General features: G+C 38.6%; 17 protein-coding genes. 9 read left to right on the forward strand and 8 right to left on the reverse strand.

Annotation, left to right across the window (positions count from 1 at the left end):
• Nucleotides 1-107: 107 nt before the first annotated feature.
• Together D9K81_RS04725 and D9K81_RS04730 are read right to left on the reverse strand one after the other, a co-directional pair.
• A complete protein-coding gene (locus D9K81_RS04725; protein WP_120374026.1) occupies nucleotides 108-551 on the reverse strand; it encodes a MaoC family dehydratase in 444 nt (147 codons plus the stop codon).
• 44 nt (nucleotides 552-595) lie between these two features.
• The gene (locus tag D9K81_RS04730; RefSeq protein WP_120374027.1) at nucleotides 596-2425 is read right to left on the reverse strand and encodes an ABC transporter ATP-binding protein; all 1830 of its coding nucleotides are present in this window, start codon (nucleotides 2423-2425) and stop codon (nucleotides 596-598) included.
• Nucleotides 2426-2710: 285 nt separating this feature from the next.
• Between D9K81_RS04730 and D9K81_RS04735 the strand changes: the two genes are divergently transcribed.
• Nucleotides 2711-3349: a nucleotide-binding protein gene (locus D9K81_RS04735; protein ID WP_171406874.1), complete on the forward strand. Its 639-nt coding sequence runs from the start codon at nucleotides 2711-2713 to the stop codon at nucleotides 3347-3349.
• A 74-nt stretch (nucleotides 3350-3423) separates the two neighbouring features.
• Here the strand turns inward: D9K81_RS04735 and D9K81_RS04740 are convergent, their stop codons facing one another.
• The 5 genes from D9K81_RS04740 to D9K81_RS04760 all read right to left on the reverse strand — a co-directional run bounded on the left by D9K81_RS04740 (nucleotide 3424) and on the right by D9K81_RS04760 (nucleotide 8377).
• Nucleotides 3424-3960, reverse strand: coding sequence for a DUF2058 domain-containing protein (locus D9K81_RS04740; RefSeq protein ID WP_121523136.1), 537 nt, complete (start codon nucleotides 3958-3960; stop codon nucleotides 3424-3426).
• A gap of 14 nt (nucleotides 3961-3974) precedes the next feature.
• Nucleotides 3975-4649, reverse strand: coding sequence for a YoaK family protein (locus D9K81_RS04745; RefSeq protein ID WP_120374030.1), 675 nt, complete (start codon nucleotides 4647-4649; stop codon nucleotides 3975-3977).
• Nucleotides 4650-4683: 34 nt separating this feature from the next.
• Nucleotides 4684-5880: a serine/threonine transporter SstT gene (sstT, locus tag D9K81_RS04750; protein WP_120374031.1), complete on the reverse strand. Its 1197-nt coding sequence runs from the start codon at nucleotides 5878-5880 to the stop codon at nucleotides 4684-4686.
• A 209-nt stretch (nucleotides 5881-6089) separates the two neighbouring features.
• Nucleotides 6090-7826, reverse strand: a complete 1737-nt coding sequence (locus D9K81_RS04755; RefSeq protein WP_120374032.1) for a SulP family inorganic anion transporter — start codon at nucleotides 7824-7826, stop codon at nucleotides 6090-6092.
• Between the two features lie 233 nt (nucleotides 7827-8059).
• Nucleotides 8060-8377 carry an ArsR/SmtB family transcription factor gene (locus D9K81_RS04760; RefSeq protein WP_120374033.1) on the reverse strand — a complete coding sequence of 106 codons (318 nt, stop codon included), beginning with the start codon at nucleotides 8375-8377 and terminating at the stop codon, nucleotides 8060-8062.
• A gap of 282 nt (nucleotides 8378-8659) precedes the next feature.
• On the opposite strand from D9K81_RS04760, the gene cysK reads away from it, so the two are divergent.
• The 4 genes from cysK (at nucleotide 8660) to D9K81_RS04780 (ending at nucleotide 13201) form a co-directional block, all read left to right on the forward strand.
• A complete protein-coding gene (cysK, locus tag D9K81_RS04765; protein ID WP_120374034.1) occupies nucleotides 8660-9658 on the forward strand; it encodes a cysteine synthase A in 999 nt (332 codons plus the stop codon).
• 144 nt (nucleotides 9659-9802) lie between these two features.
• Nucleotides 9803-12472, forward strand: a complete 2670-nt coding sequence (locus D9K81_RS04770; RefSeq protein WP_121523138.1) for a heavy metal translocating P-type ATPase — start codon at nucleotides 9803-9805, stop codon at nucleotides 12470-12472.
• A 42-nt stretch (nucleotides 12473-12514) separates the two neighbouring features.
• A complete protein-coding gene (cueR, locus tag D9K81_RS04775) occupies nucleotides 12515-12910 on the forward strand; it encodes a Cu(I)-responsive transcriptional regulator (protein ID WP_120374036.1) in 396 nt (131 codons plus the stop codon).
• Between the two features lie 93 nt (nucleotides 12911-13003).
• On the forward strand, nucleotides 13004-13201 hold the full coding sequence (locus D9K81_RS04780; protein ID WP_120374037.1) for a heavy-metal-associated domain-containing protein: 198 nt from the start codon (nucleotides 13004-13006) through the stop codon (nucleotides 13199-13201).
• Nucleotides 13202-13307: 106 nt separating this feature from the next.
• On the opposite strand, the gene D9K81_RS04785 is transcribed toward D9K81_RS04780, so the two are convergent.
• Complete coding sequence (locus D9K81_RS04785) at nucleotides 13308-13922, reverse strand: TetR/AcrR family transcriptional regulator (protein ID WP_120374038.1); 615 nt, start codon at nucleotides 13920-13922, stop codon at nucleotides 13308-13310.
• Between the two features lie 401 nt (nucleotides 13923-14323).
• Here D9K81_RS04785 and D9K81_RS04790 point away from each other — a divergent pair, with 401 nt between their 5' ends.
• From D9K81_RS04790 to D9K81_RS04805, 4 genes are all read left to right on the forward strand, one after another.
• Complete coding sequence (locus tag D9K81_RS04790; RefSeq protein WP_121523140.1) at nucleotides 14324-16102, forward strand: acyl-CoA dehydrogenase C-terminal domain-containing protein; 1779 nt, start codon at nucleotides 14324-14326, stop codon at nucleotides 16100-16102.
• A gap of 89 nt (nucleotides 16103-16191) precedes the next feature.
• Nucleotides 16192-17367, forward strand: a complete 1176-nt coding sequence (locus D9K81_RS04795; protein WP_120374040.1) for a thiolase family protein — start codon at nucleotides 16192-16194, stop codon at nucleotides 17365-17367.
• A gap of 103 nt (nucleotides 17368-17470) precedes the next feature.
• Entirely contained in the window at nucleotides 17471-18967 is a 1497-nt protein-coding gene (locus D9K81_RS04800) for an acetyl-CoA hydrolase/transferase family protein (RefSeq protein WP_171406875.1), read from the forward strand.
• A 323-nt stretch (nucleotides 18968-19290) separates the two neighbouring features.
• The gene (locus D9K81_RS04805; protein ID WP_120374042.1) at nucleotides 19291-22989 is read left to right on the forward strand and encodes a GmrSD restriction endonuclease domain-containing protein; all 3699 of its coding nucleotides are present in this window, start codon (nucleotides 19291-19293) and stop codon (nucleotides 22987-22989) included.
• Nucleotides 22990-23031: the final 42 nt, after the last annotated feature.

A 23031-nucleotide genomic window follows, 5' to 3' on the forward strand; every position in this document is an offset into this window, starting at 1 on the left:
TATATTGGCATGAAATCCTATATAAGCCCATTAAAATTGTTGGACAATTTACATTCAGGTGGTTGGGCCCCAAAAAGCGCCAAAACAATGAATCTGATCTATTGAATTTAAAGTTTTTCTTTTTTAAATACCACAATTTTTGTGTTGGAAATATAGACGACATCCTGTGCTTGATTCAGTGCTTGCGTGATATAAGTCACAATGGCACGGTCAGGTTTACTGCGAGATGGTGTAATGGCAACAATTTCGACTTCCACATGGATTTTATCGCCCGGTCTAGTAGGACGTGGCCAACGGATACTCGTTTCAGAACCAATCAATCCATCCGCAATAGGAAAACATTCTGTCCATAAACGCATAGTGACTGCTGCTGTATGCCATCCACTGGCTGCAATGCCTTGAAAAATTGGGTGCTGATCTGCAAGTGCTTCATCGGTATGAAAGGGCTGCGGATCGTAGGCCTGTGCGAATTGTTTAATCTCTGCAAGTGTCATTTCATATTCACGGCTGATGAAACGATCGCCAATTTTTATATCTTCCAAATACAGCATTGCTTAAAATTTCCTTATTTACAACATAGATGAGTAGTTATCACTTAAGACTGCTCAAGTAAAAAACCACCTGTTTGACGTTGCCATAAATGTGCATAAATGCCATTTAAAGCCACCAGTTCATCATGTGTGCCTTGTTCTGCAATGCGCCCTTGGTCAAGCACAATTAAACGATCCATTTGTGCAATGGTGGATAGGCGATGTGCAATTGCAATGACGGTTTTACCTTGCATTAAGTCATCTAAACTCGATTGAATTGCAGCTTCAACTTCAGAGTCTAATGCACTGGTGGCTTCATCTAAAATTAAAATAGGCGCATCTTTTAAAAATACCCGTGCAATTGCAATACGTTGGCGCTGTCCGCCAGAAAGTTTTACACCGCGTTCACCAACAAAAGCGTCATAGCCTTTTTGGCCACGTAAATCGACCAATTGAGGAATAAACTCTTCAGCTTTAGCTTTACGTACGGCTTCAAACATTTCTTCATTAGATGCATCAGGTCGGCCGTATTTAATATTTTCTTCAACGGTTCGATGCAATAGCGAAGTATCTTGAGTTACAAGCGCAATATTTTTTCTTAAGCTGTCTTGAGTTACATCTTCTATATTTTGGCCATCAATCGAAATACGACCTTCGTTAATAGAGTAAAAGTGTAAAAGTAATTGAATAAGCGTCGATTTACCTGCACCAGAGCGACCGACAATACCGATTTTTTCACCCGGTTGAATGGTCAGATTAAGTTGATCAATCACTTTTTTATCATTATAAGCAAAGCTTAAATTTTCAAATTTGATTTCACCACGTGGGACTTGTAAATCTTGTGCATTATCTTTGTCTTGGATGCTAATACGGCGCCCTAAGGTTTTCATACCATCTTGAATGGTTCCGACATTTTCAAACAGTGCAGAAGTTTGCCACATAATAAATTCTGCAATACTGCTGAGTTTTAAAATCATGGCAGTTGCAGCTGCAATTACGCCAAGTTCGGCTTGGCCTTGTAACCACAAATACACGGCTGTACCAATTACACCACCGTAAAGCACAATGTTTAAAATGCTAATACTAATAGAATAGCGAGCGCCTAAACGCATTTGTTTAAACACTGTTACCATAAATTCTTGCATAGAGCTTTTGGCATATTGGCTTTCACGGCCTGCATGCGCAAAGAGTTTGACAGTTTGAATATTGGTATAGGCGTCTGTAACTCGGCCGGTCATTACCGCACGGGCATCGGCTTGTTTATTAGATATTTTGCTGAGTCTGGGAATAAAGTAAGCTGCTGAAGCAATAAACAGCACCAACCACAGCATGAGCGGAATCAGGAGCATTGGTGAAATAGCCGCAAATACTAAGCTAACGGTGACGAAATAAATTAAAACATAGGCCAGCATGTCGCCTAAAATAATCCAAAATTCGCGTACGGCTAATGCAGTTTGCATGACTTTTGCAGATAACCGACCAGCAAAATCATTGTGGAAAAAATCGAGGCTTTGTTGCAATAAAAGGTTGTGGAAGCGCCAGCGCAATCGCATGGGAAAGCTACTATAAAGCATTTGATGTTTTACAATGGTTTGTAAACTAGAAAAGAACACATTGGCTAATAAAATGCTGGTCAAGATAATCAAGTTTTGCTGGTGATTTGCCATAAATGTGTCAGGCTGGCTTTGACTCAGCCAATTGACCAAATCGCCAATTTTGGCATACAGCAATGCTTCAAAGCTGGCAGCACCTGCGGTACACAACACTAAAAGCAATAAATAGCGTTTTACACCATCTGCAGCTTTCCATACAAAGGCAAAGAAAGTAGTGGGTAAGGGTTCATTCAAACCTTTTGTTGGATAGGGATCTACCAACTTTTCAAACCACTTTAACATCCTACCGCCACCTTTATTCGCTAAGTTACCAGTCTATATTAACTGAAATTGAGCTACTTATGGCAGTTGTAACTACAGCCAAGACGGATTTAAACACTGTATAGATTGGCGTTGTTATCTTAAGAAAATGAATCTTTTAATGTAGTAAATAAACCAATTAAACAAGATGAATGACCAGTCAATCAGATTCACTTTTGAATGCTGTAACACGAAAATATAGAAATAAAACAAATGATCATGCCATCTGCTGGCTCTAGTATGAAAATAAATAAAGGTGGAAAAATAATGACAAATATTTATGTCATTACCAGTTTAAAGGCGAGTGCTGGTAAAACTACTCTTGCAATGCATTTGTGTGAATATTTAAAACCAACCCATCGTACTGTGCTGTTAGATGCAGATTTAACGACTGATCATTTTGAATGGGCACTTCAACATGATAAAAACCTTGCCTTTGAGCACCTAGATGTTACAGAAAATGATGCCTCGACTTTAGATCAAAGAATTCAACATTTAAAAAAGCAGTATGACAGTATTGTGGTTGATATTGATGGGCACGATAGTAAAGCGCTACGCTCTGTGCTTAAGCATGCTGATAAAATGATTATTCCAACAGGAATAGACGAGCAAGATTTACAACTGCTAAATGAGATGGTCGAGCTAGCCATTGCGATGAAGCAGTCCAACCCACAACTTCGCGTGTATGTATTGCTGAATAAAATACCGATGCACACCGAACTGCAAGCCATTCAACAAGCCAACCAGCTTTTAGACAATATCCCTAGGATGCGGTTTTTAAATACGATTGTGTATGACGATTCAAGTTTTGCTCAAGCCATGCAAGCAAGCCAATGTATTTGGAAAACAAACCTGCAACAAGCGGAGAAAGTGGATCAAGTACTTGTAGATTTATTGGCGGACTAAGTTCCGATGCAAGGCATAAAAAAAGCCCCATGCCTAAAGAACTGGGGCTTTTTTTATGCAGTTTACTGGAAGATTTACCACATTAAATCATCTGGAATGACGTATGCTGCGTATGGATCTTCTTCTTCTGTGATTTGTTCATTCTTCTCAGAATTATTCACAATAATAAATCCTTCCATTTTGCTGTTCATACGGTCAGCTAATGGCTTAGGTAAAAATGCGTAGCTGTCGTTGTCTTTAGCAACCACCAGACTGCCTGCAACCAAGGCATTATAAATTTGTTGATTGATATAAACCTTTTTAATTTTATTTTGATCAATAAACTGATACACGGAATCGCCATCTGTTTGACCAATTTTATGTTGATTGATCATTTGCACAATGGCTGCTTTGAGTTCTTTCTCTTGTAGTAGGGCTTTTTTCTCTTGCTCAATCGCTTGGTCACGCGCTTGCTTTTCCTGCTGCTCTTGTGCAATTTTAGCTTTCATTTCAGCTTCATTGCTGTCGCCAGTACGTTTTTCGTGAGCTGCTTGCTTTGACAGTTTTTTTGCCTTTTGTTTGTCGACCAAACCAGCTTTGAGTAGCTGTGCTTGTAATGCATTTTTAACCATGAAAAAAGTCCAAACTAATGTTGAATGTGCCGATAGCGTAAATAAATGACCCAGTACACAGCGCTCATGCAAATACTTAGGGCTGCAGGGATTAGGAATGTATTTAAGTTTAATAAAGGATAAAGCAAAGAAGCAACTATCCCGCCTAAAAAGAAGCCCATTAAGATGAGTACATGCAGTAATATTCTGCGTTTTTCTAAAGGCAGACCACGAAGCCTATAGCCCAGTGCTAAACCTAAATCAGTTAGTACGCCTGATAAATGTGTGGTGCGAATAATCGTGCCTTTATAGTGGCTGACCATAGCATTTTGTACGCCCATAGCCACACAAGCCCATAGCAGTGCATAACGTGGAAAATAAGGTGTCAGTATCCAGCAAATTAATATAAAAAAAGCCACTAAGCTTAAGGGAACCCCATAAAGGCGCCCTAAGCGAAAGTGGCTATTTCCTAAGATGAGCCCACTATAAAGTGAGCCAATCACATAACAAAGGACAACAAGCGCTAAGTACAATACATGCTCTGGCTGCCATTCTATAATGGCTTGCGCAAGCATGCTGACATTGCCTGTCATGTGAGAGACAGATTGATGCAGGACAGTGACCAAGCCTATAACGTTGATCATGCCTGCATTTAAAGCAAGAAAGAAAGCGCCGAGTTGTACCCAAGCTGGTAAAGTTTTAAATGGCATAATAAACAGCGCATTTTATATACGAAAAAGTATATTACTTTAAACCACGGTCTACGGCTGCAGTAAATAATACGTCAGTCGAAGAGTTTAACGCTGTTTCGGTAGAGTCTTGTAAAACGCTAATTACCATACCAATTGCAACGACTTGCATGGCAACATCTGATGTAATACCAAATAAGCCACATGCAACTGGAATTAATAATAATGAACCACCAGCAACACCTGATGCACCACATGCAGAAACAGTGGCTAATACAGATAAAATTAGCATGGTTGTAAAGTCAACATTAATACCTAAAGTATTTACAGTTGCAAGGGTAAGAACAGTAATGGTAACAGAAGCCCCCGCCATGTTAATGGCAGCACCTAATGGAATAGCAACACTTGCAGTCGATTCAGGTACACCAAGGCGTTTTGCTAAATCTAAGTTCACCGGAATATTGGCTGCTGAACTACGCGTAAAGAATGCTGTAATACCGCTTTCACGCAAGCATTGAAATACCAATGGATAGGGATTTGCGCGTGTTACAAATGCCACCATAATTGGGTTAATGACTAAAGCCACAAAAAACATTGTTCCAATAAGCACGGCTAACAAATGCGCATAGCTTGCAAGCGTACTTAAGCCTGCATCTGCAAATGTCACAGCAACTAAGCCAAAAATACCCACAGGAGCAAAGTTAATTACTAAACGAATCACGCTGTTGACTGCATTGGCAGCATCCGTAAGGAACGTGCGAGTAGTATCTGCAGCATGACGGAATGCGATCCCTAGAGCCACAGCCCATGCCAAAATACCAATAAAGTTTGCTTCAGAAATTGCAGTTACTGGGTTTGCAACGAAACTCAGTAACAAGTTTTTCATAATTTCTACAAGGCTTCCTGGCGGTGCTAAATCAGCTTGTGGCGGAATATTTAAGAATAGTGTGCTTGGGTACAAAATACTGACAATAACAGCACTAAGCGCAGCTAAGAACATACCGATGCCATACATCAACATAATTGGTTTAATGTATGCATTGCTACTGCCGACTTTAAAGTTTGCAATGGAAGCTAATACCAAAACAAATACAAGAATTGGAGCAACAGATTTTAATGCTTTGATGAACAAGTCACCAAGCATACTTAAATAAGGGGCAGCATTTGGAAAAAACACAGCAACCAATACGCCCAAAATGATAGCGATAATAATTCGGGTTACTAAACTCAAACGCGTAAAAGCAGTGAACATAGGAGAGCCTTGTCAGAATTACAATGACAAAATGATGAAAATTAGGCGCCTATTTTATACTGAAAAAATTATTCGCTTGTGAGAAAAATAAATATAAAAATTAAATGATTGATTTAAAAATTCATTTTTTAAAAAAATACATTGGATTTCGAATAAAATATCGAGTTTAACCATGAGAAAGCCTCATAAAAATGAGGCTTTTTGATTATTTAGATTTGGTATTCCAGTATTTTAGGTGAAAGGCTTTGAATTGCTTTAAAGTGAGTTAAATAAATTTGGCCACTTAAATGCTTAAGCAATTTAGATTGTTGCAGTTTATCCATCACAGGGCCTTTAACCTCTGAAAAATGCAAACGGATATTGAGCTTAGCCAGTTCAGCATTAATATCTTCAAGCATCTCTAATGCACTGTAATCAATACTACTTACACTTGAGCAGTTCAAAATCACATGTTGTAGCTCAGCGTGTTGGCTAATTTCATTAATCAAAAATCCCTTTAAAGCGTTCGCATTTAAAAAGGTTAGACTTTCATCAATACGTACAGACAAAATATCTGCCGTAGTGACCACATGATGGCGCTGTATATTTCTAAAATGTTGCGTACCTTCGACCAATCCAATAACGGCCATGTGTGGTCGACTAATGCGCCAAAGCATCAGAATAAAAGTAGAAATGATACCAATCATTAAGCCTGTTGAAATATCAATAATCACTACGCCTAAGAACGTGATCCACATGGCAATACCATCTGCACGTGAATAGCGCCAAGTATCAAAAAAAGGTTTGAAGTCGACCAATTTCCAGATAGATACAATAATGGTTGCCGCCAAAATAACCAAAGGAAGGTCTTTAAAAAAGCTTGTAAAGTACAGCGTGACGATAATAATAAAAATTGAGGATAAAACCCCAGCCATCGGCGTTTTGGCACCAGCATCGGCATTTACCACTGTACGAGATAAACTGCCCGTTACGGGAAAGGCTGAGCTTAACCCTGCACTTAAGTTTGCAAGGCCCAACGCAACTAGTTCTTGGTTACTGTTGAGGTGACTACGTTGTTGTAAAGCTGTTGCCTGTGCAATAGACAAAGACTCAACAAAGCTGATCATGGCAATCATGGTTGCGCCAGGAAGTAATTTAAGCACCAAATCCCATGTCCAAAATGGCATGTGTAAAGGGGGAAAGCCAGAGGGAATTTCCCCCACAGTTTTAAGGCCATAAGCGCTTAAGCCAAAACCGATGGTGAGCGCAATTGAGATGACCACGAGCATTAATGGCAAGGCTTTAATTAAAAAGTTAGTCGAGCCAATTCTACCTTGCACTGCTTGGCTGTTAAGCAATTTGGGTACATAAATTAAAAATAAAATAGCCACTACGCCAAAGCATAAAGAAAACACATGGCTTAAAGATAAATATTGCCAAGCACTTTGAATAAATTGTGGAATGTTATTGCCATTAAGGGGAACATCGACTAAAAATTTGATTTGACCCAAAGCAATAATTAAAGCAGAAGCAATAATAAAACTTTTGATAACTGGATGGCTGATGAGCTGAATTAAGAAACCAAAGCGAAATATGCCCAATAAAAAGGAAATGACCCCAACCATCACAGCCAATAACATTGCGGCATCAATATAGACGGGTGAACCAGCCTCAAATAAAGGATTGAGGGTCGCAAAAGTCATCATCGAAATAATGGCGACAGGGCCAATGGATAAAGTTGAGCTACTGCCAGTCATGGCATAAATAATCATGGGGAGCATGCTGGCATATAAGCCCATGATGGGTGGTAAACCTGCAAGCATGGCATAGGCCATACCTTGAGGAACCAGCATGGCAATCACAATCAAGGCGGCCAATAGGTCAGATTTAAATTTTTCAGAATGATAATCCTGTAGCCATTGCCAAGCAGGAAAAAAACCTAAGACGCGCTGTTTTAAATCTGACATAAAAATTCTAAATCACAATTTAATATATATTATGCATAAAAAATGCTAAGAAGTCCTGACAAAATTTTGAGAGATCATTTTTAAAAGATCTAGATAAAGCTAATCCAATTGGGCGCTGTGCTGAAATTCTTATTTTGTAATAAATTGAGAGAGCTTATATAAGGAAGGAAAAGTCTGGCTATTGGCTGTCAATGAAGAATTGTTTTTAGGTACTGTCAGCCAAGTATTCTTTTTTAAACCTCAGGTGCGGTGCAATATAAATCCTGTAAGGTTTTAAGTACGGTAATCAAATTTTCATCTTTAATGGAATAGTAAATTTGCTTACCGTCTCGTCGTGTATTCACAACATCGCTTTTACGTAACATCATGAGTTGTTGCGATAAAGTAGGCTGGCAGATGTCAGTCATTTGCTCGATTTGTGAAACGTTCAGTTCATCTTGCGCTAAATGACATAATATAAGTAGCCGGTCTGTGTTCGCTAAGGATTTTAGAACACCGACGACGATATCTGCAGAATCACGCAAACTGGTGATTTCTAGATCCGTATTCATTTCAAAGTATCCATGTAGGTTTTGCGTGGAATTAGTATACGGTTATCTGACGTAGGTGCTGTAAAAAAATGCCAATAATTAATGGTTTTTAGTGAAAATAAATATCAATAAAAATTATATGTATCAAAAAGATGCATTCATTTATTACATCGGATAACGAATATACAGGATATTTAAAAATTTAGCACAAATTGATGCATTTTATGCAAAAAATATACAGCACTTTAAAATTGGCGTTATGATGCTTAAGATTGAGTGATGTATAAAACTAAGGGAATTCTCATGACAACAGATAGTGCTTTTCCAGTACCTACTAATTTAGGTGTTGCTGTTTATAGCAATAACGCAGAAGCCATTGGTAATACACCGTTGGTACGGATTAATCGTGCGATTCAGTCGGGTGCAACGGTTTTGGCAAAAGTGGAAAGCCGTAATCCTGCATTTTCTGTGAAATGCCGTGTAGGTGCAGCTTTAATTGCAGATGCCGAAGAAAAAGGCCTATTAAAAGCAGGCATGCATATTGTAGAGCCGACCAGTGGCAATACAGGTATTGCTTTGGCTTTTGTCGCAGCAGCTAAAGGCTATGATATTACTCTAACGATGCCAGCCAGCATGAGTATTGAACGCCGTAAAGTTTTAAAATCTTTTGGTGCAAATTTGGTATTAACCGAGCCTGCAAAAGGTATGAAAGGCGCAATTGAAGAAGCTGAGCGCTTAGTTGCAGAACACCCAGAAACCTATTATTTGCCACAGCAATTTGAAAACCCCGCAAATCCTAAAATTCATGAATTAACCACTGGCCCAGAAATTTGGGAAGCAACTGGTGGTAAAGTCGATATTTTAGTTTCAGGCGTGGGTACGGGTGGTACGATTACAGGGATTTCACGTTACTTTGAACAAGTAAAAAATCAGCCGATTTATTCGGTGGCTGTTGAGCCAGCTGAGTCGCCAATTATTGGTCAAGCAAAACGAGGAGAAACATTAACGCCAGGGCCACACAAAATTCAAGGCATTGGTGCGAACTTCATTCCTAAAAACCTTGATCTAAATTTAGTCGATGAAGTGATTGCAATCGAAAGCGCAGAAGCTATTGAGTGGGCGCGTAAAACAGCGACACATGAAGGTATTTTAGTGGGTATTTCGAGTGGTGCTGCGATGGCTGCAGCTGCAAAATTGGCTGCACGTCCTGAGAACGCGGGTAAAAACATTGTGGTGATTTTACCAGACGGCGGCGAGCGCTATTTATCTTCAGTGTTGTTTGAAGATATTTCTGCTGACTAAGATGCTCTAATTTTAGCTTTTGCTAAATTGGCACAATAAAAAAACAGGCGAATGCGCCTGTTTTTTATTGTTTATGCTTGACCTTACCAATATGGCAATGTTTAAGCTATAGGCATCAATTGAGTAAGTTATGAGGCATGAAATATGTCGACTACAAGACCTGAAAACGACGTAGAACAATATAAACTCACCGTAGATATTGAGGGGATGACTTGTGCCTCGTGTGCTGTAAGAGTCGAAAAAGCATTAAATAAAATTGAGCATATACAGCATGCTACGGTCAATTTAGCCACTGAACAAGCCACTATTATAAGTACACAACCCATTGAGCTGAATTGTGTGGTACAGGCCGTTGAACGTAGTGGATTTAATATTGTTACTCAACAATTCGATATTCCTATTGAAGGAATGACTTGTGCATCTTGTGTCGCACGGGTGGAAAAAGCGCTTAACAAAGTAGATGGTGTACTGCATAGCGCTGTAAATTTGGCCACTGAAAAAGCCACAGTAGAAGCTGTGGGTTCGCTAAATATCCAGACCTTAAATCGTGCGATTGAAAAGGCAGGGTATACAGTTGCTAGTCAACCCATTGAGTTAGACCTGACTGGAATGACCTGTGCGTCATGTGTTGCACGGGTAGAAAAGGCCTTAATGAAAGTTGATGGTGTAACGAATGCAACCGTGAACTTAGCAAGTGAAAAAGCTTTTGTGTACGGCGGTCAACCCGAAGCATTAATTCATGCAGTTAAAAAAGCAGGTTTTGAAGCACGCCTTGCTCAAGTGTTAGATAAAACACGTACAGAAAAAAAACAGCAAGAATTGTTAGAGCTTAAACGAGATCTGATGATTGCTTTAATATTGGTCATTCCCGTATTTATATTGGAAATGGGAAGTCATCTCATTCCAGCGTTTCATCATTGGATTCATGGTGCAATTGGCCTACAAAATAGCTGGTATATTCAGTTTGTTTTAACCAGTTTGGTCTTAGTATTACCCGGGCGCCGTTTTTATCAGCATGGGGTTCCTGCATTATTGCGCTTAGCGCCAGATATGAACTCTTTGGTGGCTGTTGGAACATTCTCTGCATATTTATTTTCGTGTATCGCATTGTTTATGCCTCAGATATTGCCACAAGGTACGGTACATGTTTATTTTGAATCGGCTGCGGTTATTATTGTGCTCATTTTATTGGGGCGTTATTTAGAAGCCAAAGCTAAAGGTAAAACATCGCAAGCCATACAATATTTAATGGGCATACAAGCCAAAACTGCACGTGTGATGCAACAAGGTACTTATATTGAATTGCCAATAGAGCAAGTTCAGTCTGGTATGGTGCTTGAGGTTCGCCCCGGTGAAAAAGTGCCTGTAGATGGCGAGGTTATTGCGGGTACAAGTTATATTGATGAGTCCATGATTAGCGGTGAGCCTTTAGCGGTTGAAAAAGTAGCTGGGCAACAAGTTGTTGGAGGGACCATCAATCAAAATGGTAACTTAACAATAAAAGCAACATCTGTGGGGCAAGACTCAGTACTGTCACAAATTATTCAGATGGTCGAACAAGCACAGGGCTCAAAACTTCCGATTCAGACCTTAGTGGATAAAGTTACTTTATGGTTTGTGCCTGCAGTTATGTTGCTAGCAGTACTCACTTTTGCGGCTTGGTATTTTGTGGGGCCTGAACCGAGCTTAAGCTATGCTTTAGTTAATGCTGTGGCTGTGCTAATTATTGCTTGTCCATGTGCTATGGGTTTAGCAACACCAATGTCGATTATGGTGGGTACAGGACGTAGTGCCGAATTAGGTGTTTTATTCCGTAAAGGCGAGGCCTTACAGCAACTGAAAGAAACCAAAGTAGTTGCAGTGGATAAAACAGGTACGCTCACTGAAGGTAAACCTAAACTCACAGATTTTCAGGTCGTGGATGGCTTTAATGAGCATGAGGTTTTAAAGTTAGTAGCCTCTGTAGAAGCAAAATCCGAGCATCCAATTGTATACGCAATTGTGCAAGCAGCTCAAGACTTAAAGCTCGAATTTTTGGAAGTCACACAGTTTAATTCGATTACAGGTGCAGGTATTCGTGCAGAGTTAGAAGGACAACAGATTCATATTGGTGCTGCGCGTTTAATGCATGATTTGGGCTTAAATACAGATGTATTTTCGACCACGGCACAGCATTTAGGTGAGCAGGGTAAAACACCACTTTATGTAGCCATTGACCAACAACTTGCTGCCATTATTGCTGTAGCAGATCCAATTAAAGAAACGACTTTTAGTGCAATTCGTGCTTTACATGCGCAAGGCTTAAAAGTGGCTATGATCACAGGCGATAACTTGCATACCGCGCAGGCAATTGCTAAACAGCTCCAGATTGATAATGTGATTGCAGAGGTGTTGCCTGATGAAAAAGTTAAAGCAGTTAAACAGCTCCAAGCCGAATATGGCAGTACAGCATTTGTTGGTGATGGTATTAATGATGCACCCGCGTTAGCACAGGCGAATGTCGGTTTAGCGATTGGTACAGGAACTGATATTGCGATTGAAGCCGCCGATGTTGTATTGATGTCTGGTAATTTACAAGCCGTGCCAACAGCAATTGGCTTGAGTACAGCTACCATGAACAACATCCGCCAAAATCTATTTTGGGCTTTTATTTATAATGTTGCCTTAATTCCCGTGGCGGCAGGGCTGTTATATCCATTTTTTGGAATTTTACTTTCACCTATGTTTGCTGCCGGAGCAATGGCATTGTCTTCAGTATTTGTGATTAGTAATGCCTTACGTTTAAAACGTTATCAGCCAGCAAAAATAAAGTAGTGAAGGCTTGTGGTATAAATAGAGTGAGATTGGAGCCTTAAGATGAATATTGGACAAGCTGCTAAAAGCTCAGGTATTTCTGCAAAAATGATTCGCTATTATGAAGACATTGGCGTATTGCCTGCGTCTAAACGTAGCGATGCGGGTTATCGAATGTATAGCGAAGACGACCTAAAAACTTTGCATTTTATTCGACATGCCAGAGAACTTGGATTTTCTACAGAGCAAATGAAAGAGCTTTTGGAACTTTGGAAAAATAATGACCGACAAAGTGCCGAAGTGAAAGCTTTAACTCAAAAACATATTTTAGCTTTAAAGCAAAAAATTGCAGACTTACAAGCCATGGTGGATAACCTACAGCAGTCCGTCAATTGCTGTGCTGGGAATCAGCAAGCTGAATGTGAAATTTTAAATAAAATTGAGCTTGGTATTCATTAAAGGCTTGACCTTCACTCAATGGGAAGCTTTACATTAATCAATATGGTCGTAATAGCTTTAAATATTGCGATAAATATTCAGGAGTTAAAGACAATGAAACTACGTATAGATGCAATGACCTGTGGCGGATGTGCCCGTAGTGTAACAGCAACGATTAAAGACCTTGACCCTAATGCAACTGTTCAGATTGATGTTGCAACTAAAATTGTGGAGATTGAAAGTACAGCACCGCAACAAAAAATTTTAGAGACTTTGGCTGAAGATGGTTTTCCTGCTGTGCAAGTGGCATAAACTAAAATATCAGAGTTTTAAAAAGCCCAGTTCAACTGGGCCTTATATGGTGCATGATTAAATTTTCAATAGTGAAAGCTCATCATGCAACGTGCAGTTTAAGTTCTTAAGTATGACTTGGGCTGGCGATTTTATCTGGTGTCATGAGTGCTTGATTAACATAGAGTTTAATTAAACGCTCACGTGAACCTATCGATTTTTGATAGTGCGTCGAATTTAATAAAAGTGAAGCGCCGTAAGTAACCGTCCAAATATAAGATAAATAGTCACGAATCGACATCATGCTATTGGTTTCTTTAAGATGATTTGCAAATAAATCTTTGATTTCGAGTATTCGTTGTTCACGAATATGATAAAGCTCTTCAAATAAGTCTTTCAGTTTACGTTCATTATTGGTTAGGCGCTCTTCAATCACATGCAACAGAATAGTTCGATTGGAGTTGAGCATATTGTAGAGCATATATTGTGATACGTAGGTTTTAATATCGTGATTATATTTTTTGGAAATCTCTAGCAAACGCTGCTCATTTAAAATAATTAATTCCAAATACAGCTGATTTTTACTTTTAAAATGTTTGTAAATCGTGCCCTTAGCAATATCTAACTCGCAGGCGAGCTCACTTAAGGTAATGTCCTGATTGTTATCTAGCAATAACGTTTCGGCCATCGCTAAAATTTTCTCTTTGCGTTGTAGAAAATTTTGTTGGCGTACTGTAGTCATTTTTATTCCAAATACATCAATGGAGAATGTGATAGAAGGTTACGGCGATTCAATACTGACTAAAATAACACTAAGGTCGTGCAGAGTATCTTATTTTGAATTAAAAATAGCCGTTTAAAACAAATATCAAGAATATGTGAACAATCTTGTAGTATCAAAGCTTAATGTCAAGGAAACTGAACCCTTGAGGTCATATTTTATAAATAAAATTCCATTTTAAAATAAATTATTTTATTGTCTTAGCACGTTTTAATGACTGTTTCAGATCAATTTATCTGACCGCACCGCTCTCAGAAATTTAAATTTTAAGCAAAGAAAAGCCCAAAGCTTTCTTATCATTGAATGTTATTTGCAAAAAGCTGAAGCCTAGCATCAGCACCTAATAAATTAAGGATTGTTTAATGCCAATTTATAATGCACCACTCAAAGACATGGACTTCATTTTAAATGATGTATTTAAAGCTGATGAGTTTTGGCAAGCCAACGAAAATTTAGCTCACTTAGATGTTGCTACGGCCAACGCAATTTTAGAGGAAATGGCTAAATTTTCTAAAAATGTCATTTTAGACCTTAACCGTAGTGCTGATGAATCAGGTGGTGCGCAATTTAACCTAGGTGAAGTAAAAACACCGGAAGGTTTTAAAGATGCGTTTAATCAGTTTGCGCAAGGTGGTTGGGTTGGTCTAGGTGCTCCAGAAGAATGGGGTGGTCAAGGCATGCCAAAAATGCTGACAGTATTGGCAGATGAAATGATTTGGAGTACCAATCCATCATTTATGCTGTATCCACTGTTAACTGTGGGTGCAGGTATGGCCATTAATGACCGTGCTTCACAAGAACAAAAAGAAACCTATTTGCCAAAATTTTATACAGGTGAATGGTCTGGTACGATGTGTTTAACAGAGCCTCACTCTGGTACAGATTTAGGGATTATTAAGACCAAAGCTGAACCAAATGATGATGGTTCATACAATATTACTGGGACTAAAATTTTTATCACCAGCGGTGAGCATGATCTGTGTGAAAATATTATTCACTTAGTCTTGGCCAAAACACCTAATGCACCAGCAGGTTCTCGTGGTATTTCATTGTTTATTGTGCCTAAATTTTTGGTGAATGCTGACGGTACACTAGGTGAACGTAATGCTGTAGGCGCAGGCTCTATTGAACATAAGATGGGCATTAAAGGCTCTGCAACGTGTGTCATGAACTTTGACGGTGCGAAAGGCTACATGGTCGGCAAAGAAAATGAAGGCCTTGCGGGCATGTTCGTGATGATGAATTATGAACGTTTGTCTATGGGTATTCAGGGGATTGGCGCTTCAGAATATGCCTATCAAAATGCAGCGCAATATGCGACAGATCGTTTACAAGGTCGTGCAGCAACAGGTGTACAAAGCCCAGAGAAACCAGCAGATTCAATTTTAGTTCATGGCGATGTACGCCGTATGCTTCTTAATGTACGTGCTAACAATGAAGCATCACGTGCATTTGCAGTCTATGTGGGCCAACAACTAGATATTACCAAATATTCAACCGATGCTGAGGCTGTTCGTAAAGCTAATGACCGTGTTGCACTGCTTACACCAATTGCTAAAGCCTATTTAACTGATACTGCATTACAAGCCACTTTAGAAGCTCAAATGTGCTTTGGTGGACACGGTTATATTCGTGAATGGGGTATGGAACAGTGTATTCGTGACTTACGTATTGCACAAATCTATGAAGGTACCAATGGTGTACAAGCCATTGATTTAATTGGGCGTAAAACTATCAAGTGTTCAGGTGCATTTGTTGCAGAATACATGGCTGAAATTTTAGAATTTAGCAACACTATGCCTGATTCAACGCTCAAACAAGCTGTAGTCAATGTATGTGGAAAAGTTGAAGCATTAACACAATTTGTGGTTGAACAATCGAAATCAAACCCGAACTTTAGCAATGCTGTCGCTGTCGATTATTTACATGTTGTAGGCTTACTCAGCTTTGTTTATATGTTTGCGCGTATTCATGAAGCTGCTCGCGTGAAAGCAGAGCCGTTCTATCAACATAAATTGGTATTGGCAGACTACTACGTAGCAAAAGTGTTACCAGACTTAGCAGCACGTGCTGAGCGTATTTACGCAGGTGCTGATTTAATTATGCAATTACCGCAGGACTACTTTACTGCACAAGCATAATTAAAACATTGTTTACGATTATAGATGGAAAAGCCCTAAGAAGAGTTTAATCTTCTTAGGGTAAACAAGATGTATAAATACAGGATGGTATAAAAATGATTGTTATTGTTGATGGCGTTCGTACAGCGATGGGTGGTTTTCAGGGTTCACTTTCATCATGTACAGCACCCGAATTAGGCGCTGTTGCAATTCAAACCACGGTAGAGCGTTCAGGCTTACAAGTGACGGACATTGACGAAGTGATCTTTGGTTGTGTTTTACCTGCCGGTTTAAAACAAGGCCCAGCACGTCAAGCAATGCGTCTTGCAGGTTTACCCGACTCAACAGGCGCGACCACGATTAATAAAATTTGTGGTTCAGGCATGAAAGCTGTGATGCAAGCAGCCGATGCGATTAAAGCAGGATCTGCACAAATTGTGGTTGCAGGTGGTATGGAGTCTATGTCGAATGCGCCGTACTTACTTGAAAAAGCACGTTCTGGCTACCGTATGGGTCATGGCAAAACTACCGATCACATGTTCCAAGAAGGCTTAGAAGATGCTGAAACAGGCCTTTCTATGGGTATTCTTGCACAAGAAATGGCGGATAAAAAAGGCTATACACGTGGACAACAAGATGCGTTTGCAATTCAGTCGCTGAGTAAAGCGGTAACGGCTGTAAATAGTGGCTATTTCAAGGCTGAAATTGCACCTGTTACCGTAAAATCACGTAAAGGTGATGTGGTTGTAGACACGGATGAACAGCCTTTAAGTGCTAAACCAGAAAAAATTCCAACTTTGCGTCCAGCATTTAAAAAAGACGGCACAATTACAGCGGCCAATGCCAGTTCAATTTCAGACGGTGCTTCAGCACTGCTGATTACATCTGAAGAAACTGCATCTGCACGTGGTTTAAAGCCAATGGCTAAAGTTGTTGCATACGCGACAAACTCACAACACCCCTCAGAATTTACCATTGCACCTGTAGGGGCAATTGAAAAAGCCTTACAAAAAGCTAACTGGACAGCGGAAGAGGTCGATCTTTGGGAAGTCAACGAAGCTTTTGCTATGGTGACGATGCTTGCAATTGACGGCTTTAATTTAGATGAAGCAAAAGTGAATGTGAATGGTGGCGCATGTGCTTTAGGTCATCCATTGGGCTCATCTGGTTCACGAATTATTGTGACACTCATGCATGCTTTAAAACGTACAGGTGGCAAAAAAGGCATCGCTGCACTTTGTATTGGTGGTGGTGAAGCGACTGCGATTGCAATTGAACTGATCTAAGTTTAATTGATCATCGTTTTAAATTTTTAGATAAGCAAGCTGTAACACCGTCTCAGTTCGCTGGGGTGGTCGAATAAATAATGTTTATTATGAGATTTTTATTATGAACGGTTTAGATCGCATTCGCTTATTCTCCCTTCGCGACAAAGTTATGTCTGCGCAACAAGCGATTGAATTAATTAAAGACGGCTCGGTCGTTGGTTTAAGTGGTTTTGGTGGTGCAGGTGAGGCAAAAACAGTTCCTCTCGCTTTGGCAGATCATGCGGTTGCTCATCCTTTAAGAATTACTTTGGCAACAGGTGCGAGTTTAGGTAATAGTATTGATGGTCGATTAAGTCAGGCCAAAGCAATTCAACGACGCTATCCTTATCAGGCAGATCCTACATTACGTAAGGCCATTAATAATGGTGAAGTGATGTATATCGATCAGCATTTATCTGAAATGGCAGATAATATTCGGCATCATAATTTACCCGCGATTAATGTTGCGGTGATTGCTGCAACTGCAATTACGGAAGATGGCCAAATTATTCCAACTGGTTCTTGTGGTAATTCAGCCAACTTTGTAGAAATGGCAGATCAGGTGATTATCGAAATTGATAATACGATCAATCCAGTGCTGGAAGGTGTGCACGATATTTATTTACCAAAAGCGCGCCCAAATCGTGGCCCAATCCCACTCACTCAAGCGGGTGATCGTATTGGTACAATTGGAATTAATGTTAATCCAGAAAAAATTGCTGCCATTGTCATTAACGATTTGCCTGATACGCAGTTTGGTATGGATGAGCCTGATACAGATACATTGTCAATTGCACAGCACCTGATTCATTTTTTTGAAAATGAAGTTGCACAAAGTCGCTTGCCTGAAAATCTAGGGCCATTACAGTCTGGTGTTGGTTCTATTGCCAATGCAGTATTTGCAGGCTTTGAACATTCTAATTTTAAAAATTTAGAAATGTACTCAGAAGTTTTACAAGATTGTACGTTCCAATTGATTGATTCAGGGAAAATGACCTTTGCTTCGGGTTGTTCGATGACATTGTCAGAACCTTGCGCTCAGAAAGTGATGCAAAATTTTGATCAATACAAAGACAAGATCGTTTTACGCCCGCAAGAAATTTCAAATAACCCTGAAATTATTCGTAGACTAGGTATTATTGCGATTAACACGGCACTTGAGTTTGACATTTACGGCAACGTGAACTCGACGCATGTGACCGGAACCAAAATGATGAATGGCATTGGTGGCTCAGGCGATTTTACTCGCCATGCGCATATTGCAATTTTTGTGACAAAATCCATCGCAAAAAATGGTGCAATTTCATCTGTAGTGCCAATGGTCAGCCATACTGATCATACTGAACACGATGTTGATGTATTGGTCACTGAACAAGGTTTGGCAGATTTACGTGGACTTGCACCACGTGAACGTGCGCGTAAAGTCATTGAGTGCTGTGCACATCCGGACTATCGTGAAGCACTATTGAGTTATTTTGAGCGTGCCTGTACACATGGTGGACAAACGCCACATTTATTACATGAAGCTTTGTCTTGGCATGCACAGTTTGAAGAAACAGGTAGCATGAAAACAGCTTAATTAAACTGTTTCATTACATATAAAAAAGCCCGAATCATTCGGGCTTTTTTTATATGGCTAGAAATGAACTTATTGTATTTAACGGCATCGATTATATAGTGAAGTACTGGTTTAAATTATTAAATGAGGCAAATTATTTATTTTATCTATTGTATTAATTAGTTCTTCTTAACTGATGCAGTATTGAAGAAGAAAAATGATGATATGAATACTTTTAAAACGAAAGTTGAGTTTTTTATTAAAATAAATCATCATATTAGCTTAAATTAAATAAATCAAAGCCGAATTTAGAAGGCTTATTTAAGAAATGAACAGAGGGCAATATGTATCAATCAGTAGGAACGATTAATAATTTATTATTGGAAGTTAAAGATAAAAAATACATTTTGCCCGCTATTCAACGTGAATTTGTATGGAAGCCAGAGCAAATCTGTCAATTATTTGATTCGATGATGCAGGGTTATCCCTTCGGAACATTTTTATTTTGGAAAGTTAAAGAAGATAAAGTTAATGAGTTTAAATTTTATCAATTTATGCAAAATTTTGACGAGAAAAATAATTATTTATGTAGTGTCTATGACAATATTCCTCAAAAAGACCATATTGCTGTACTAGATGGCCAACAACGTATTACCTCCTTAAATATTGCATTGCGTGGATCATATACGGTACAAGTTGGTCATAAAACTAAAGAAATGTTTTTGTATTTTAATGTATTGGGCCAAGGTGATCCTGATCATAATGCACTTTATGACTTTAAGTTTTTAACTGAAGAAGAAGCCAGCGTAAAAAATGAACAACAATATTGGATTTTAGTCAGTGAAATGCTGGATGGCGTAGAACCTGGATCTGCACATGGCAAGTTTTACCCAATTTTGATGGATATTACTCAATTTATGGGGACATATCCTGAATATGCTCAGCACCCAGAAAAAGTTGAAAAGCTGAATATTCCAAAAAAAATAACACATTTAATTAGTACATTAAATATGCAAAATTTAATTTTTGCGTATGAAGAAAAAGAACAAAACTTAGAAAAAGTTTTAAATATTTTTATCCGAATGAACAGTGGCGGTACACCATTATCATATTCAGATTTATTACTTTCTTTTGCTGTGACGCAGTGGTCGAAACTGAATGCACGAGATGAAATTAATGAACTTTTAAAAGAAATTGAAGAAAATACTGAATTTGAATTTAGCAAAGATTTGATTTTACGTGCTGGACTGATGTTATCTGAAGTAAATAATTTAAGTTTTAAATTATCAAACTTTAATAAAGATAATATGCGGGTGATGGAAAATAATTGGGAACAAATTAAACTCGCATTTCTTAGTAGTTCAGAATTACTTAAAGAATTTGGTTTTGATCATAAAGCGCTGATCCATGATGTTGCCATACTGCCTATCGTATATTTTGTGTATCATAAATATTGCACCAATTTAGAAGATGACAAAGCAAAAATCAAAATTGACAGCAATGATATTCAATTAATGAAACGTTGGTTGATTGAAAGTCTGCTCAAAAAAGGGATTTGGTCGAGCAATTTGGAGAGCCTACTTTTACATATTCGTAAAGCGATTGGGAAATCATCTACCGCCTTCCCATATGAAGCGGTGAAAAAAGCGATGCTTGAGAAAGATAAGGCTCTCAGTTTTAATGAAGAAGACGTACAGAATTTATGTCAATTAAGATATGGCAAGGATAATGAGGTTAAAGCCTTGTTGTTATTGGTTTTTCCAGACAGTCAGCTTGTGCGTACGCATATTGACCATATTTATCCAAAAAGCATTTTTACAGCTAAAAAAATGCAAAAGCTAAAAATTTTAAATGATGGTAGTAATAAGCTACAAAACTTAGCCAATACAGTGGTGAATTTGCAGTTAATTCCTGCATCGGTCAATATTCAAAAAAATGCGACTCAACCAGCTCAATGGCTAGAAAGCTTTTTTATGGGCAATCTCAGCTCGCAGCAACTGTATTTAACCAGTCAATTAATTGATCAAATTCCACAAGATTTAAATCAATTTGAATGGTTCTGCCAGCAACGTCGAGAAAAAATTTGCAATAAATTACGTAAATTACTTGATGTAAAAGCCGTGAATAACTCTGTGTTGGATTATCCAGAACTTGGTGCACTAAAATTATCCAAGGCACGTTTTTCATCTGATCAGATTAAGTTTTTAGATAAACTGGGTGTTTGGTTAAATATTGAAAATGAAAGTATTGACCTCAAGTTCATGATGAATGTGGTGATGCATCATGCATTTAACACCAAAGTGAATAGCCAACCTGCAGACTCCATCAAAGCCTCAATTATCATGCAATTGCTTGATGTGACGAATGCCTTTGATAAAACGAAAGATCTACTTTCTCAAGCTTATGAAAGTGGTTATTTCATGATAGATGATGCGAGTAATTTAACGTCCTTTGAAATGGATGATTTTATTAATCGTGATTTAGAGGCATTTCTTAAACATGCAGAAGAGCGCTCGGTCACCATTATTAAAGCACGCTGTGGCATCGATGGTGTAGTGGGGCAGACTCTAGAGCAGGTGGGGCAAAGCCTAGGCCTCACACGTGAACGCATTCGCCAAGTCGAAAAAAATGCATTTCAGAACTTACGTGAACGGGTGCGTATATCTGTTGATGTGATTTGGGAAAACTTAAACCAAAATGCAGACAGCGAATTTATGCAGTTATACCCTAAATTAGCTTCTCATTTTTCTAATCAGTATGATTTACTTAACTTTTTAGAGCTTCTGTGTTCATTTGATAAAAATGAGCTGGTACATATTATTAAACCGAATATTAATGTAAATAGTCTGCTTCAAGAGTGGTTTTTAAACCATACTGCACCGATGCCGTGGGATACAGCAATTCACCAAATTGTAGATTTAGCAGGTTGTACAGAACGTGTTGCTAAAAATGCATTACATGATGCCGCGGAAAATGCGGATATTCAGTTTTCAGACCAATCTAAAACACCAAATATTTACCCTAAAAACTTAAATAAAATGTATGCGGTTGTACAGGCAGCCTTACATTTTAAAGAGGGTGCAAATTTTAAAGAAATTTTGGAACGTGCGAACCAAGAAGGCTACGGAAAAGTCGAATTTAGTACACAACGTTTGGATCATTCCATTAATGAAGCGGTTGAAGAAAACTACCTATACCAATCTGATCGTGGTGCGTACTGCCATATTAATGAATTCAATATCAGTTTTTCGGATCAAGAACTGATCTTTAAAGAAGTATTAGCAATTTTGTCACAGCAAACGCAGCAACAATCTATGCATTTACGTATGGAAGCTTATGAAGTGAGCGATACTTTAAAGCAATTTGATTACTTTAAAATTCGGCACCTTATTCGCAACTGGGGTGTGGAGCATGGCATCTATTTTACAGGAAAATCGGGTGCAGATACTATTAGCTTAAATGAAGCGGTGAAACCTCAAAGCCAATTACAAACTATTTTGAATTGGTTAGAACAAAGTAATCGTCCACTTACACGTGATGACATTGCTAAAAAAATCCGCAGTGGCTCACAAAACCATGCTTCTTTATACTTAAATGAGCTGATGCAAGCAGGTTCTGTAGTTCGTGTAGCGGCGTTGGAATATACCACACCGCAAAAAGCGTATAAAAACGTGGATATTCAGAAACTTCATCAAGATATTGTGGCGTATTTAAAATTGGTGAATAAGCCAGTAGATATTGGTATTATTGCGGAAAAAGTAAATCTAAAATATCACTATAATTATCCGAAAGCATGGTATTTACACTTAGTTAAAACCAGCAGTAAGGATTCGGGTGTGCAGAATATTCATACCTTCCATAATCTGATTTCTTTAGATGAAACCATTCATGGTGTTACGATTCACCAAATAATTCGAGATAACTTTAAGCAACTTGATGATTTAGACGGAATACATCACTTTATTAATCAGCAGATTTTGGTGGGAAAAACTGAAGTGTATAATGCAATGAATAATATCCGAAATAATACAGCGCTCATTTAGATCAGTTGTTTTATGCTTAAGTTCAGTTTGATTTTAAAAATG

Source organism: Acinetobacter chengduensis (genome assembly GCF_003664645.1).
Classification (GTDB): domain Bacteria; phylum Pseudomonadota; class Gammaproteobacteria; order Pseudomonadales; family Moraxellaceae; genus Acinetobacter; species Acinetobacter chengduensis.

What these genes read in the sequence shown, in the direction of transcription:
- D9K81_RS04740 (WP_121523136.1), bottom strand. Translation starts at nt 3,960, where the DNA reads ATGGTTAAAAATGCATTACAAGCACAGCTACTCAAAGCTGGTTTGGTC.
- D9K81_RS04745 (WP_120374030.1), bottom strand. Translation starts at nt 4,649, where the DNA reads ATGCCATTTAAAACTTTACCAGCTTGGGTACAACTCGGCGCTTTCTTT.
- D9K81_RS04800 (WP_171406875.1), top strand. Translation starts at nt 17,471, where the DNA reads ATGAACGGTTTAGATCGCATTCGCTTATTCTCCCTTCGCGACAAAGTT.
- D9K81_RS04805 (WP_120374042.1), top strand. Translation starts at nt 19,291, where the DNA reads ATGTATCAATCAGTAGGAACGATTAATAATTTATTATTGGAAGTTAAA.
- D9K81_RS04780 (WP_120374037.1), top strand. Translation starts at nt 13,004, where the DNA reads ATGAAACTACGTATAGATGCAATGACCTGTGGCGGATGTGCCCGTAGT.
- cueR (WP_120374036.1), top strand. Translation starts at nt 12,515, where the DNA reads ATGAATATTGGACAAGCTGCTAAAAGCTCAGGTATTTCTGCAAAAATG.
- sstT (WP_120374031.1), bottom strand. Translation starts at nt 5,880, where the DNA reads ATGTTCACTGCTTTTACGCGTTTGAGTTTAGTAACCCGAATTATTATC.
- D9K81_RS04770 (WP_121523138.1), top strand. Translation starts at nt 9,803, where the DNA reads ATGTCGACTACAAGACCTGAAAACGACGTAGAACAATATAAACTCACC.
- D9K81_RS04730 (WP_120374027.1), bottom strand. Translation starts at nt 2,425, where the DNA reads ATGTTAAAGTGGTTTGAAAAGTTGGTAGATCCCTATCCAACAAAAGGT.
- D9K81_RS04790 (WP_121523140.1), top strand. Translation starts at nt 14,324, where the DNA reads ATGCCAATTTATAATGCACCACTCAAAGACATGGACTTCATTTTAAAT.
- D9K81_RS04755 (WP_120374032.1), bottom strand. Translation starts at nt 7,826, where the DNA reads ATGTCAGATTTAAAACAGCGCGTCTTAGGTTTTTTTCCTGCTTGGCAA.
- cysK (WP_120374034.1), top strand. Translation starts at nt 8,660, where the DNA reads ATGACAACAGATAGTGCTTTTCCAGTACCTACTAATTTAGGTGTTGCT.
- D9K81_RS04725 (WP_120374026.1), bottom strand. Translation starts at nt 551, where the DNA reads ATGCTGTATTTGGAAGATATAAAAATTGGCGATCGTTTCATCAGCCGT.
- D9K81_RS04735 (WP_171406874.1), top strand. Translation starts at nt 2,711, where the DNA reads ATGACAAATATTTATGTCATTACCAGTTTAAAGGCGAGTGCTGGTAAA.
- D9K81_RS04760 (WP_120374033.1), bottom strand. Translation starts at nt 8,377, where the DNA reads ATGAATACGGATCTAGAAATCACCAGTTTGCGTGATTCTGCAGATATC.
- D9K81_RS04785 (WP_120374038.1), bottom strand. Translation starts at nt 13,922, where the DNA reads ATGACTACAGTACGCCAACAAAATTTTCTACAACGCAAAGAGAAAATT.